14 protein-coding genes are annotated in these 13,200 nt (G+C 74.9%); 2 read left to right on the top strand and 12 right to left on the bottom strand.

Annotated features, from left to right (window positions below):
* Positions 1 to 16: 16 nt before the first annotated feature.
* From ACH01S_RS03420 to ACH01S_RS03410, 3 genes are all read right to left on the bottom strand, one after another.
* Entirely contained in the window at positions 17 to 1,093 is a 1,077-nt protein-coding gene (locus ACH01S_RS03420; RefSeq protein WP_067885174.1) for a M24 family metallopeptidase, read from the bottom strand.
* An 82-nt stretch (positions 1,094 to 1,175) separates the two neighbouring features.
* The gene (locus ACH01S_RS03415; protein WP_067885172.1) at positions 1,176 to 2,222 is read right to left on the bottom strand and encodes an LLM class F420-dependent oxidoreductase; all 1,047 of its coding nucleotides are present in this window, start codon (positions 2,220 to 2,222) and stop codon (positions 1,176 to 1,178) included.
* Between the two features lie 86 nt (positions 2,223 to 2,308).
* Entirely contained in the window at positions 2,309 to 2,974 is a 666-nt protein-coding gene (locus ACH01S_RS03410) for an enoyl-CoA hydratase-related protein (RefSeq protein ID WP_067885170.1), read from the bottom strand.
* Positions 2,975 to 3,129: 155 nt separating this feature from the next.
* On the opposite strand from ACH01S_RS03410, the gene ACH01S_RS03405 reads away from it, so the two are divergent.
* Positions 3,130 to 3,705 (top strand): TetR/AcrR family transcriptional regulator, encoded by a 576-nt coding sequence (locus tag ACH01S_RS03405; protein WP_067885168.1) that lies wholly within the window; start codon positions 3,130 to 3,132, stop codon positions 3,703 to 3,705.
* A 6-nt stretch (positions 3,706 to 3,711) separates the two neighbouring features.
* Here the strand turns inward: ACH01S_RS03405 and aroQ are convergent, their stop codons facing one another.
* Genes aroQ through aroC form a run of 4 tightly spaced genes read right to left on the bottom strand, consistent with a single transcriptional unit; the run spans position 3,712 to position 6,958 of the window.
* Positions 3,712 to 4,170: a type II 3-dehydroquinate dehydratase gene (gene aroQ / locus ACH01S_RS03400; protein ID WP_067885165.1), complete on the bottom strand. Its 459-nt coding sequence runs from the start codon at positions 4,168 to 4,170 to the stop codon at positions 3,712 to 3,714.
* Positions 4,167 to 5,240: a 3-dehydroquinate synthase gene (gene aroB / locus ACH01S_RS03395; RefSeq protein WP_067885163.1), complete on the bottom strand. Its 1,074-nt coding sequence runs from the start codon at positions 5,238 to 5,240 to the stop codon at positions 4,167 to 4,169. The genes aroQ and aroB overlap by 4 nt, the downstream gene beginning before the upstream one ends.
* Positions 5,237 to 5,746: a shikimate kinase gene (locus tag ACH01S_RS03390; RefSeq protein ID WP_067885160.1), complete on the bottom strand. Its 510-nt coding sequence runs from the start codon at positions 5,744 to 5,746 to the stop codon at positions 5,237 to 5,239. Before ACH01S_RS03390 ends, aroB begins: the two co-directional genes overlap by 4 nt.
* A 33-nt stretch (positions 5,747 to 5,779) precedes the next feature.
* Positions 5,780 to 6,958 (bottom strand): chorismate synthase, encoded by a 1,179-nt coding sequence (aroC, locus tag ACH01S_RS03385; RefSeq protein ID WP_067885159.1) that lies wholly within the window; start codon positions 6,956 to 6,958, stop codon positions 5,780 to 5,782.
* A 79-nt stretch (positions 6,959 to 7,037) separates the two neighbouring features.
* On the opposite strand from aroC, the gene ACH01S_RS03380 reads away from it, so the two are divergent.
* Entirely contained in the window at positions 7,038 to 8,057 is a 1,020-nt protein-coding gene (locus ACH01S_RS03380; RefSeq protein WP_067885157.1) for a DUF2332 domain-containing protein, read from the top strand.
* A 55-nt stretch (positions 8,058 to 8,112) separates the two neighbouring features.
* On the opposite strand, the gene ACH01S_RS03375 is transcribed toward ACH01S_RS03380, so the two are convergent.
* The 5 genes from ACH01S_RS03375 to ACH01S_RS03355 form a co-directional block, all read right to left on the bottom strand.
* Complete coding sequence (locus tag ACH01S_RS03375; RefSeq protein WP_067885155.1) at positions 8,113 to 8,808, bottom strand: SseB family protein; 696 nt, start codon at positions 8,806 to 8,808, stop codon at positions 8,113 to 8,115.
* A gap of 67 nt (positions 8,809 to 8,875) precedes the next feature.
* Positions 8,876 to 9,982 (bottom strand): barbiturase, encoded by a 1,107-nt coding sequence (bar, locus tag ACH01S_RS03370; RefSeq protein WP_067885153.1) that lies wholly within the window; start codon positions 9,980 to 9,982, stop codon positions 8,876 to 8,878.
* 44 nt (positions 9,983 to 10,026) lie between these two features.
* Complete coding sequence (locus tag ACH01S_RS03365; protein ID WP_083980247.1) at positions 10,027 to 11,190, bottom strand: pyridoxal phosphate-dependent aminotransferase; 1,164 nt, start codon at positions 11,188 to 11,190, stop codon at positions 10,027 to 10,029.
* A 22-nt stretch (positions 11,191 to 11,212) separates the two neighbouring features.
* Positions 11,213 to 11,818 carry a response regulator transcription factor gene (locus ACH01S_RS03360; RefSeq protein WP_067885149.1) on the bottom strand — a complete coding sequence of 202 codons (606 nt, stop codon included), beginning with the start codon at positions 11,816 to 11,818 and terminating at the stop codon, positions 11,213 to 11,215.
* Entirely contained in the window at positions 11,815 to 13,092 is a 1,278-nt protein-coding gene (locus ACH01S_RS03355; protein WP_067885147.1) for a sensor histidine kinase, read from the bottom strand. Before ACH01S_RS03355 ends, ACH01S_RS03360 begins: the two co-directional genes overlap by 4 nt.
* Positions 13,093 to 13,200 lie beyond the last annotated feature (108 nt).

The following is a 13,200-nucleotide window of genomic DNA, read 5'->3' as shown; positions in this document are numbered from 1 at the left end:
TCGCGGACCCGCGCGCCTAGAGGACGAGCAGATCCTTGGTGGTCGTGGTGAGGAGCTCCGGACCGTCCGCGCGGACGACGATCGTGTCCTCGATGCGGACCCCGCCCCGGCCCGGGAGGTAGACCCCCGGCTCCGCGGTGATCGGAACCCGGTCCATCAGCTTACCGGTCCCGTCGTACCCGAGGAGCGGAGCCTCGTGGATCTCCAGGCCGACGCCGTGCCCGAGCCCGTGGGTGAACTCGTCGCCGTGCCCGGCGTCCGCGACCACGTCGCGGGCGGCGGCGTCGACGGCCTTCGTCTCCGCGCCGGGGACGGCGGCGGCGATCCCGGCGAGCTGCGCCCGCAGGACGAGGTCGTACACCTCGCGCTGCCATCCGGCCAGCTCGCCGATCGCGACCGTGCGGGTCATGTCGGCGTGGTAGCCGCCGTACCGGGCGCCGAAGTCCATGGTGACGAGGTCGCCGGGCTCCAACTCGCGGCCGCCGGGGCGGTGGTGCGGGACGGCGCCGTTCGGCCCGGACGCGACGATCGACTCGAACGCGGGCCCCTCGGCGCCGAAGTCCACCATCGCGCGCTCCAGCGCGATCGCGACGGCCCGCTCGGTGACCCCGGCGCGGATCTCCGGCAGGACGGCCTCGAACGCGCGGTCGGTGACGGCGCACGCCTCGCGCAGCAGCCCGATCTCCGCCTCGTCCTTGACGCGGCGGAGCTCCTCGACGAGGTGCCCGAGCGGGACGAGCGGGATGTCGGCGTGCCCGGTCAGCGCGGTGTGCCGCTCGACGGTGAGGTCGTGGGCCTCGAAGCCGAGCGGGCCGAGGCCCCGCTCGGCGGCCCGCGCGGTCAGCACCTCGGCGACGTGCCGGTCGACGACGAGCGGCACGTCGGGGCAGACCCGCTCGGCCGTCCCGGCGTAGCGCGCGTCGGTGGCGAGGACGGCCTCGCCGTCGGCCGGAACGAGCAGCGCCGCCCGCGAGCTGGCGAGCCCGGTCAGGTAGCGGACGTTGACGAGCCTGGTCACGAGCAGCGCGCCGGCGCCCCGCTCGGCGGCGAGCGCGGCCAGCCGGCGGCGCCGCGCGAGGTGCGTCTCCCCCATGCCGAGGACTTTAGATCATCGTCCGCGCGGCGGGGAGGGCGGGCGCGGCCCCGCCCCGCCGCGGTCAGGCGCGTCCACCCGGTCAGGCGTCGGCGGCCATCTCCTTGACCTTCTCGATCAGGGCGAGGCGGCTCTTGTGGTCGCCCGCGACCGGGGTCACGTTGAGCGTCGTCACGCCGGACTCGCGCATCGCGGCGAGCCGCTCCCGGACGTGCCCCTCCGGACCGATCAGCGACATCTTCTCCAGCAGCTCGTACGGGACCTTGGCGGCGGCCTCGTCCTTCTTGCCGTCGAGGTAGAGGTCCTGGATCTCCTCCGCCTCCTTCTCGAAGCCGTACCGGCGGGCGAGGTCGTTGTAGAAGTTCTTGCCCTTGGCGCCCATGCCGCCGATGTAGAGCGCGGCCATGGGGCGTCCGAACTCCAGGAAGCCCTGGACGTCGTCGCCGATCGCGAGCGTGGCCTGGCCGACGACGTCCAGCTCGCCGAGCGCCGGGTCGCGCTTCGCGCGGCCCGCGGCGAGGGAGGCGCCCCAGACGTCGGCGGCCTTCTCCGGGAGGTAGAAGATCGGCTCCCAGGCGTCGGCGATCTCGGCGGTCAGCTCGACGTTCTTCGGGCCGATCGCGGCGACCATGATCGGGATGTCCGGGCGGACCGGATGGTTGATGATCTTCAGCGCCTTGCCGAGGCCGGTGCCCTCCCCGGCGGGCAGCGGCAGCTTGTAGTGCTTGCCGTCGTGTTCGAGGCGCTCGCGCCGCCACACCTTGCGGCAGATCTCGATGATCTCGCGGGTTCGGCCGAGCGGCGCGGTGTAGGGGACGCCGTGGAAGCCCTCGATGACCTGCGGCCCGGACGCGCCGATGCCGAGCGTGAACCGGCCGTCCGAGACGTAGTCGAGCCCGGCGGCGGTCTGCGCCATCGCGGTCGGCGTCCGCGAGTAGATGTTCAGGATCCCGGACGCGATCTCGACACGCTCGGTCTTGGCGGCGATGTAGCCGAGCTGGCTCACCGCGTCGAAGCTGTAGGCCTCCGCGACGTAGACGATGTCGAGCCCGGCCTTCTCGTAGTCGGCCAGCTCCTCGACGGTCTCCTTGAAACCGCCGGAGTAGCTGAGCGCCATCCCGATGCGCATCGGCGTCCCTCCCTAACCGAATCCGATTCCAGCCGACGGTAACCTACGCGGCCCCCGCCGCCGCGCGGCAGGGTCAGCCGAGCGGGTCAGCCGAGCGGGGGGCCGTTCAGGGCGGCGAGGGCCGGGCCGTACATGCCGGTGCGGATCTCGCCGACGACCGCCCCGTTCTTCGCGGCGAGGGACGCGGCCAGTTCCACGGCGGCCGGGAGCACGCCGTCCTCGGCGGCGGTCCGCTGGACGATCCCCGCCGCCCGCGCCTCCTCCGCCGTGTACCGGCGCCCCGTGATCATCGCCTCGTGCGCCGTGGCGGCCGGCAGCCGGGCCCTGATCAGCGCGCTCATCCCCGGCGTGAAGCTCATCCCGAGGTCGACCTCGGGCAGGCAGAAGTAGCCCCGGTCCGTCCGCATGACGGCGAAGTCGTGGGCGAGGACGAGCATCGCGCCGCCCGCGAACGCGTGCCCGTTGACCGCCGCGACCGTCGGCATCGGCAGCGTCAGGAGCCGCGCGTACAGGGCGTGGACACGGCTCAGGTAGGGCTCGAACTCGTCCCGGTGGCCGCCGAGCCAGTCCAGGTCGAGGCCGTTGGAGTAGAACTTGCCGGTCCCGGCGGTGACGAGCGCGCCGGGGCCGCCGTTCTTCGCGACGGTGTCGAGCGCGTCCTCGACGGCGCCGAGGAAGTCCGGCCCGAAGCGGTTCTCGCCCGCGTCGAACCGCAGGACGTACACGTCTCCGTCGCGCTGGAGGTCGATCACGAGGGTCTCCTTCGTCCGTGCCCGCCCCGACCCTACTCGCGGGTAGCGCACGGCGCCCCGGCGGCCTCGGCATGACGTCCGTCATATCGGGCGATCGCTATGACGTCCGTCATGGGCAACGCGCAGACCATATGATGAATGTCATAATCGGGGCCATGGGCAGGGACAGCCGGGAACGCATGGTCCGCAGCGCCGCCTACCTGTTCCGCGAGCGCGGCTACAGCGGCACCGGGTTCCGCGACGTCATCGCGCACAGCGGCGCGCCGCGCGGGTCGATCTACCACCACTTCCCGGACGGCAAGGCGCAGCTCGCGGAGGAGGCCGTCCGGTACGCGGGCGACTTCCTCAACGCGGGCATCCTCGCGGCCACCGAGGGCGGCGACGCCGCGTCCGCCGTGGACGCGTTCGTCGGCTGGTGGCGGCAGGTGCTGATCAAGAGCGGGTTCCGCGCGGGCTGCCCCGTCGTCGCCGTCACCGTCGAGTGCCACGACGACGCGCCGCAGCTCGCCGCCGCCGCGGCGGCAGCGTTCGGGCGCTGGGAGGACACGCTCGCCACCGGGCTCGGCAACGCGGGCGTCCCCGACGACCGCGCCGCCCGCCTCGCCCGGCTGATCGTCGCCGCCGTCGAGGGCGCGACGATCCTGTGCCGCGCCCACCGCGACGTCGCCCCGCTGGACGACGTCGTCGCCGAGCTCAAGGAGATGGCGCGGCGCGCCGCCGAGGAGACCTAGAGCGCGCTAGGACGGCTGGGACGCGGCGTTCTCGGCGGTCAGCTCCGCGACGGCCTGCAGGGCGAGGACGTAGGACATGGTCCCGAACCCGGCGATCGTCCCGGTCGCGACGCCCGCGACGACGGAGGTGTGCCGGAACTCCTCGCGCGCCGCCGGGTTCGTGATGTGCACCTCCACCAGCGGGGCGGTGAGCTGGGCGAGCGCGTCGCGCAGCGCGTAGGAGTAGTGGGTGAAGGCGGCCGGGTTCAGCACGACCGGGATGCGCCCGTCTGCGGCCTCGTGCACCCAGCGCAGCATCTCGGCCTCGTCGTCGGTCTGCCTGACCTCGACGCTCAGGTCGAGGCGGCGGCCCGCGTCCCGGCACAGCGCGGCCAGCTCGTCGAAGGTCGTCGTCCCGTACTTGTCCGGCTCGCGGATCCCGAGCCGCCGCAGATTGGGCCCGTTCAGCACGAACACACGCGTCATCTGGAGACCTCCCTGTAAGCCGCCGCAAGGAGCTCCTCGTCCGGCCCTTCCAGGCGGCCGGGCTTGGCGACGCCGTCGAGGACGACGAAGCGCAGCGTCGTGCCGCGCGCCTTCTTGTCGACGGTCATCGTGGCGCGCAGGCCCGCCCAGTCGGCGGCGTAGGAGACGGGCAGGCCGACGGAGGAGAGGATGTCGCGGTGCCGCCGGACGACGTCGGCGGGCAGCCGTCCGGCGAGGCGGGCCAGCTCGGCGGCGTACACCATGCCGATGGCGACGGCGTGGCCGTGCCGGAACCGGTAGTCCTCGGCCTTCTCGATGGCGTGCGCGAGCGTGTGCCCGTAGTTCAGGATCTCCCGGAGCCCGCTCTCCTTCAGGTCTGCCGACACCACGTCCGCCTTGACCTTGATGGCGCGTTCGACCAGCTCGCGGGTGTGCGGGCCGTCCGGGGACGCGGCGCCCCTCGGGTCGTCCTCGACCAGGTCGAGGATGGCCGGGTCGGCGATGAACCCGGCCTTGACGATCTCCGCGAGGCCGCTGACGTAGTCCTCGCGCGGCATCGTCATCAGCGTCGCGAGGTCGCACAGGACGCCCCCCGGCGGGTGGAACGCGCCGACGAGGTTCTTGCCCTCCGGGACGTTGATCCCGGTCTTGCCGCCGACCGCCGCGTCGACCATGCCGAGCAGCGTCGTCGGGACGAGCACCGCCCGCACCCCGCGCAGCCACGACGCCGCCGCGAACCCGGCGAGGTCGGTGGTGGCGCCGCCGCCGACGCCGACGACCACGTCCGTCCTCGTCATGCCGTGCCGGGCGAACGACGACCACAGCCCGGCGAGGACGCCGACCTCCTTCGCCGCCTCGCCGTCCGGGACGGGCAGCGCGTGCACGGCGTACCCGGCCTGTTCGAGCACCCGGCAGACGGGGTGCGCGATCTGCGGCAGCCCCTCGGCGTGGACGACCGCGACGGCCCGCGCGCGGTCGCCGACCATGCCGGGCAGCTCGCCGAGGACGCCCGTCCCGATCACGACGTCGTACGGCTCGGGGCCGCCCACGTGGACCCGCGACCGGGTCACGCCGTGCCCTCCAGGGCCTTCGCGATCTCCTCGACGATCTCGGCGGGCTCGCGCCCGTCGGTGTCGACCTCGACCGTGCCGAGCCGCTCGTAGATCGGGAGGCGCTCGGCCAGCAGCTTGCGCATCTGGCTGCGCGGGTTCAGCACGAGCAGCGGCCGCGCCGACGCGAGCCCCACCCGCTTGATCGCCTCCGACAGCCCGACCTTCAGGTACACGACGGTGTGCCCGGCGAGCAGCTCCCGCGTCCGCGCCGCGAGGACCGCGCCGCCGCCGAGCGCGACGACGCCCGCGTGCTCGGCGAGGGCCGCCGCGACGGCGGCGGCCTCAAGCTCGCGGAACCGCTCCTCGCCGTCGTCGATGAAGATCTCGCCGATCGGCTTGCCCGCGGCCCGCTCGACGTCGGCGTCGGTGTCGCGCAGCGGGACGCCGAGCCGGTCCGCGAGCGCGCCGCCGATCGTGGTCTTGCCCGAGCCGGGCGGCCCGATGATCACTGCCTTCGGTCGCATGGGTCAGCGCGTCCCGTCCAGTTGGTCGTCAGCTCACTTGATGGTCAGCGAGGACAGGTATCCCCGCAGGTTGCGGGCGGTCTCCTCGGCGGAGTCGCCGCCGAACTTCTCCAGCGCCGCGTCGGCGAGGACGAGCGCGACCATCGCCTCCGCGACCACCCCGGCGGCGGGCACGGCGGTGACGTCGCTGCGCTGGTTGATCGCCTTCGCGGGCTCGCCGGTCTTCACGTCGATGGTGTCGAGCCGCCGCGGCACCGTCGAGATCGGCTTCATCGCGGCGCGGACGCGCAGCGGCTCGCCGGTCGTCATGCCGCCCTCGACGCCGCCCGCGCGGTTCGTGCGGCGGCGGACGCCGTCCGGGGTGGCGTCGATCTCGTCGTGCGCGCGGGACCCGGGGCGCCGCGCGGTGGTGAACCCGTCGCCGAGCTCCACGCCCTTGATCGCCTGGATGCCCATCAGCGCCCCGGCGAGCCGGGCGTCGAGCCGCCGGTCCCAGTGGACGTGGCTGCCGAGGCCGGGCGGCAGCCCGTAGGCGAGGACCTCCACGACGCCGCCGAGCGTGTCGCCCGCCCGCTTCATCTCGTCGACGTGCGCGACCATCCGCTCGGACGCCTCGGCGTCGAAGCAGCGCACCGGGCTCTCGTCCACAAGCGCGAGGTCGCCGGGCCCGGGCAGCGCCTCGGCGGGCGCCTCGACCTCGCCGAGCGCGATCACGTGGCTGAGGACGTCCACGCCGAGCGCCTGCTTGAGGAACGCCTTCGCGACCGTGCCGAGCGCGACCCGCGCGGCGGTCTCCCGCGCGCTCGCCCGCTCCAGCACCGGCCGCGCGTCGTCGAACCCGTACTTCTGCATGCCGACGAGGTCGGCGTGGCCGGGCCGCGGCTGCGACAGCGGCGCGTTGCGCGCCTGCGCCTCCAGGACGGCGGCGTCGACGGGGTCGGCCGCCATGACCGTCTCCCACTTCGGCCACTCGGTGTTGCCGACCTCGATCGCGACCGGGCCGCCGAGCGTCGTCCCGTGGCGGACGCCGCCGACGATCGTGACCTCGTCCCGCTCGAACTTCATCCGGGCGCCCCGCCCGTGCCCGAGCCGCCGGCGGCGCAGCTCCTCGGCGATGTCCGCCGAGGTCACGCGCACGCCGGCCGGGAGCCCCTCCACGATCGCGGTGAGGGCCGGGCCGTGGGACTCACCAGCGGTCAACCAGCGCAGCATGCCCTCGATCCTATTGAGTCCCACCGGGCGCCCGTGACGGCGTCCACCATCTGAGAACCTCGCAGGGGGAGGTGGCGCGATGACGGAGGCGCTGCGAAGGGCGCTGCTCGCGCAGGCGGAGGCGTGCGCCGAGCTGGGTTCGCCGATGTACGCGGAGCTGCTCGGCCGGGCGGCCGACGACCCGGGCACGGCGGTCGCGGACGTGCTCGGCGACCGGACGGGCTCCGGGTTCGTCCTCGGGATGCTCGGGACGGTGCACCGCCTCGTCCTGGAGGGGCGGGCGCCCGAGCTGGCCGCGCACTACCCGACGGCGGGCGGCGCGAAGGATCCGCTGTCGGCCTGGCCCGCCTTCCGCGCGGCGCTGGCCGAGCACGCCGCGGAGGTCCGGGCCGGGCTCGCCGACCCGCCGCAGACCAACGAGGTCGGACGCGCCGCCCCGCTGGTCGGCGGGCTCCTCGCGGTCGCCGCCGCCACCGGCCTGCCGATCAGGCTGCTGGAGATCGGCGCCAGCGCGGGCCTCAACCTGCGCGCCGACCACTTCCGGTTCCTGCACGAGAGCGGCGCGTACGGGCCGGAGTCGGCGGTCGTGCTGGCGGACGCGTGGCGCGGGCTCCCCCGGGTCGACGCGCGGCTCGCGATCGCCGAGCGGCTCGGCTGCGACCTCAGCCCCCTGGACCCGGCGTCGCCGGAGGCGCGGCGGCGGCTCCTGTCCTACGTCTGGCCCGACCAGGCGGCGCGGGTCGCGCGGCTGCGCGCGGCGTTCGAGGTGGCGGCGCGGGTCCCGGCGACGGTCGTGCGGGCGGGCGCCGCCGAGTTCCTGCACGGCGTCGCGCCCCGCGACGGCGTGGCGACGGTCGTCTGGCACTCGACGATGCAGGCGTACCTGTCGGCGGACGAGTCCGCCCGCATGCAAGCCTGCCTGGAGCGCGCGGGGGCGGCGGCGACCGCCGGCGCGCCGTTCGCGCACCTGTCGTTCGAGGGGCCGGACGCGTCCCGGCTCGACGCGGCGCACGTCCTGACCCTGCGGCTGTGGCCGGACGGCGGACTGGTGATCCTCGCCGAGGGCCCCGCGCACGGCCTCCCGACGACCTGGCGCTGACCTGGCGCTGACCTGGCGCTGACCGGCCTCCCGCAGGCCGGGCCGCGAGCGGGCCTCAGCCGCGCCGGACGACGCTGAGTTCGACGCCGCCGACGACGTGGCCGCGCAGCAGCTCGGCGAGCCGGTCGGACACCCGCTGCACGGTGCGGCGCTCGTCGTGCCCCGGCGCCACCGCGAACCGGACGGCCAGCTCGGTCGAGGTGCCCTCGGTGACGCGGACGCCGCTCACCGCCTGGTCGGAGCCGAACGCGGCGTCGACGGCGGCGAGGACGTCCGGGTCCTCGTGCGGGGGCGGGACGGGACGGCCCTCGGCGAGCAGGTGCAGCCGCAGCCCGTCCACGGCGAACGGGACGGGCCCCGCGACGTCCACGACCAGGGCGTCGGCGCCCTCGTCCAGGGCGGCGCGGCAGGCGTCCCCGGCGCGGACCGCGACCGGCCGGGCGTCCGCGCGCCACGCCCGCATGGTCTCCACGCAGGTGAACCCGAGGACGCCGCGCCGGCCGTCGTCGCCCGTCAGGGTCGGCACCGCCATGTCGCTCGACTTCTCGCGCCGGAGCCCGCCCGGCGCCTCCTCGGACTCGGTGAGGACGGCGACGACGGGCACGAGCAGCCGCGCGTTCCCCAGCCGCCGCAGCACCGTGTGCGCGCCGACGCGCCCGGCGGCGTACCCGGCGAGCGCCTCGCACAGCCGCGGGTCGGCGCTTCCGTCGTCGCCGGGGAACTGCGGTTCGGGAATCGTCAGTCCGGACACGCCAGGAAGGCTATATCCTCCGGCGAGCACGGTGGGCGACTATTCGGATACTATCCGTGCGCGCGGGTCAGCCGAGGTCGGCGATCGCCGCGACGGTGCCGCCGCCGGACGGCCCCTGGTGCACGGCCGCGACCGACACGAACACGGCCGGGTCGCCGGTCACGGACGCCGCGACGCCGCCGACGCACGCCTTGATCTGCCGGTGCCAGTGCACGTCGGAGTCGTCCAGCATGATGTTGCGGCGGCCCCGGACCGAGCCGCCCGGGTCGGCCTCGCACTTGATGAACACGTTGACGAGCCGGTCGCCGAGGTCGGACGGGTGCGGGCGGTCCGGGAGGGCGACGCCCGCCGACCTGACCGCGTCCCAGATCCCGTCGGCGTCGAGCGCGTCCCGCATCACGCCGTGCCCGGCGCGGTACCGGCCGCCGATGCCGCGCACGTTGCCGACCACCACGATCTGCGCCCGGTCGAGTTCCACGCCGGACGAGCACGACGCGACCGACGAGTACAGCGACAGGTCCGTGTGGATCTGCTCCGCCGACGGCGGCTCGATCTCCCCGAGCGCGACGGCGATGCCGAGCGCGGTCGTGGAGTTGGAGATGTCCATGGACTTGAGGGTGTCCTCGGTGACGACGCCGTGGCCGCGCGACTTGGCGTCGTTGATGGTGTCGAGGGTGAGCAGCGGCGTCTTCGTCTGCACGTAGTGGACGTCCGCCGGGTCGTCGATGCCCGCGGCCTTCATCGCGTCGCGGACGCCCGCCGCGACCGTCTCCACCATCGCGGGACGGCCGATGTCCTCGGGCCGGATCACCTCGCTCATCGCGACGCCGACCGACAGGCGCGGCTCGTCCGAGCGCGGCGCGGACGCCGGGTCGACGGTGGCGAACACGGTGGCGTGCGGGCTGAGGACGCCGTCGGTGCCGCCCGACCACACCAGCGGGACGCGCGCCACCTCCTCGGGCGTCCGGGTCCCCTTCGCGACCAGCACCTCGCGGAACGCGCGGTCGGCCAGCAGCCGGGTGTAGTCGTTCACGCCGCCGTTGCCCTCGGTCTTGCCGACCACGGCGAGGACCCGGTCGGCGTCCAGGACGCCGTCGTCGATCAGCCGGGCGAGCCCGGACGCGTCGGTCACGCTCTCGATGGGGACCTTGCGGACTTCGATCGGATCCGGCACGGCACGCTCCTCAACCGCTCTCGTCATCCCTACCGGCGTGCGGGTCAGCGCAGCCGGGCGAGGCGCTCGACGGCCTCGTCGATCACCTCGTCCTTCTTGCAGAACGCGAAGCGGACGAAGTGCGCCCCCGCCTCCGCGTCGTCGTAGAACACCTGCGTGGGGACGGCGACGACGCCCGCCTTCGCCGGCAGCGCGCGGGCCAGCTCCATGCCGTCGGTGAAGCCCAGCGGCCGGATGTCGGCCTGCACGAAATACGTCCCCTGCGGCCGGTAGGTGACGAACCCGGCCGCCTCCAGCCCGGCGATCAGCCGGTCGCGCTTGCCCTGCAGCCCCTTGCGCAGCTCCTCGACCCACGGGACCTCGTTGCCGAGCGCGTACGCGGCGGCCCGCTGGTAGGGCGCGCTGGCCGTGAAGGTGAGGAACTGCTTCACCGTCTGGACGGCCCGCACGTACGGCGCGGGCGCGGTCACCCAGCCCGTCTTCCAGCCGGTGGCGGAGAACGTCTTGCCCGCGGACGACACCGCCACCGTCCGCTCGCGCATCCCGTCGAGCGTCGCGAGCGGGACGTGCTCGGCGTCGTCGAACGTCAGGTACTCGTACACCTCGTCGGTGATCGCGACGAGGTCGTGCTCGCGGCAGACGTCCGCGATGACCTCCAGCTCGGCGCGGGTGAACACCGTCCCGGACGGGTTGTGCGGCGAGTTCACCAGGATCGCCCTTGTGCTCGGCCCGACGGCGGCGCGCAGCTCGGCGGGGTCGAAGGTGAAGCGCCCGTCCACCGGGCGGAGCGTGACCGCCCGGCGCCGCGCCCCGGCGAGCGCGATCACGGCGGCGTAGGAGTCGTAGTAGGGCTCGAACACGACGACCTCGTCGCCGGGCCCGGCGAGCGCCAGCACCGCGGCGGCGATCCCCTCGGTCGCGCCGACGGTCACGAACACCTCGGCGGCCGGGTCGTAGGACAGCCCGTACCGGTCGAGCCGCTGCGCCGCCACCGCCTCCCGCAGTTCCGGCAGTCCGGGGCCGGGCGGGTACTGGTTCAGGCCGGACCGGATCGCCTCGACCGCCGCGTCGAGCATGGCCGCCGGGCCCTCGGAGTCGGGGAATCCCTGGCCGAGATTGATCGATCCCGTCGAGACCGCCAGCGCGGACATCTCCGCGAAGATCGTCTCGCCGAATCCCTGCATGCGCGCTACGAGAGGCTCACCCACGCCGACCAGAGTAGCGGCGGGGTCAGATCCAGCCCATGTCGTGGGCGGCGCGGGCGGCGGCGACGCGGGTCGGCGCGCCGAGCTTGGCCATGGCGGTGGACAGGTAGTTGCGGACGGTCCCCTCCGACAGGTGCAGCAGGGCGGCGATGCGGGCCGTCTCGGTGCCCGTCCCGGTGAGCCGCAGGATCTCGCGCTCGCGCTCGGAGAGCGGGTTGTCGCCTGCGGCCATCGCGCCCGCGGCGAGGTCGGCGTCCAGGTAGCGGCCGCCGCCGTGGACCTTGCGGATCGCGGCGGCGAGCTCCTGCGTCGGGGCGTCCTTCGCGACGAAGCCGCGGACCCCGGCGGCCATCGCGCGGCGCAGGTAGCCGGGACGGCCGAAGCTGGTCAGGATGCAGACCGCGCAGCGCGCCCCGGACGCGGCGAGGCCCTCGGCGACGGCGAGGCCGTCCGCGCCCGGCATCTCGATGTCGAGGACGGCGACGTCCGGGTCGCGGGCGGCGACGGCGGCGGCGACCTCGTCCCCGCGTCCGACCTCGGCGACGACCTCCAGGTCGGGTTCGAGGCCGAGCAGGGCGGCGACGGCGCCCCGGATGAGGTGCTCGTCGTCGGCCAGCAGGACGCGGATCACGCGGGCCTCCCGGCGGCGGCCTCGGGCGCGCGCTCCGCGGGGACGGCGCCGCCGTCCGGTCCGGGGAGCGGGACGACGGCGCGCAGGAGGAACCCGTCGCGGCCGTCCGGGCCCGCGCTGACCTCGCCGCCGAGCACGGCGAGCCGCTCGGCCAGCCCGGTGAGGCCCGAGCCCGGCGGGCCGTCCCCGGCGCGGACGCCGTCGTTGCGCATCTCCAGCGCCACGGACCCGCCGCACGAGGTGAGCCGCACGGCGCACCGCCGCGCCTCGCTGTGCTTGATCACGTTGGTGGCGCCCTCCCGGACCACCCAGGCCAGCGCCGCGCGGACCTCGGACGGCAGCTCGGCGGCGGGGCCGTCCGCGTCCCCAGCCCCGCCGAGGCCCTCGACCGCGCAGCGGATCCCGGCGGCGTCCAGCACGGCGCGGACGCCCGCCAGCTCGGCGTCCAGCTCGACGGCGCGGTACCCGTGGACGGCGGCCCGCACCTCCCGGAGCGCCTCCCGGGCGGCGCGCCGCACGTCGGCCATCTCCGCGCCCGCCCGCTCCGGGTCGGCGGCCGCGAGCCGCATCGCCAGCTCGCTCTTCACCGCGATCAGCGACAGGCTGTGGCCGAGGAGGTCGTGCAGGTCGCGGGAGAACCGGAGCCGCTCCTCGGTGACGGCGAGGCGGGCGAGGGCGTCGCGGGCGTCGTGGGTCTCCTGGTGCAGGTCCCACATGCGGCGCTGGTACCGGTTGACGAACGCCACGATCCCGCAGACCCCGGTGTACACGACGGTCGTGAGCGGCAGGATCGCGTACCAGGGGGCGTTCCCGTCCGGGTAGAGGCGGCCGGAGGCGACGGCGGCGACCGCGCCGCAGACCGTCCCGGTGGCGACGCACAGGACGGCGATCCGCCGCCGGCTCATCGGGGACAGCACCACCGCCGACAGCCAGAACACCGGGACGACGCTGAACAGCGGGTGCGCGAGGAGCAGCAGGCTCATCGCGGCCGCGACGGCGCCGCTGAGGACGAGGTCGCGCCGGGACGCGCCGCCGCCGAGGCCCGCCCGGACGAGCCGCGCGTAGCACCAGCCGAGCAGCCCGAGCCCGGCGAGCCCGACCGGGACGAGCGGCGCGGCGAGGTTCCCGTCCCGGTAGGCGAACTCCAGCCCGACCAGGCTCGGCGCGACGAACCCGAGCGCGGCGAGCAGGAACGACCGGTACGTCACCCGCCGGTAGCGCTCCAGCCGCCGGGCGGCGCGCTCTTCGAGGTCGGCCGTCGTCGCGACCGTCATGTCCTGGCACCTCTCATGCCCCCCATCCTCGCGAGCCGCGCGGGAGTCCGGTAGGGGCGGCTGTCAGCGGATCGGCGTGACAGGTGTCATGCGGCCCGTCCCCATGGT

The sequence above is a fragment of the Actinomadura chibensis NBRC 106107 genome, assembly GCF_001552135.1.
Taxonomy (GTDB): domain Bacteria; phylum Actinomycetota; class Actinomycetes; order Streptosporangiales; family Streptosporangiaceae; genus Spirillospora; species Spirillospora chibensis.
This window is presented reverse-complemented; position numbering and strand designations above follow the sequence as displayed.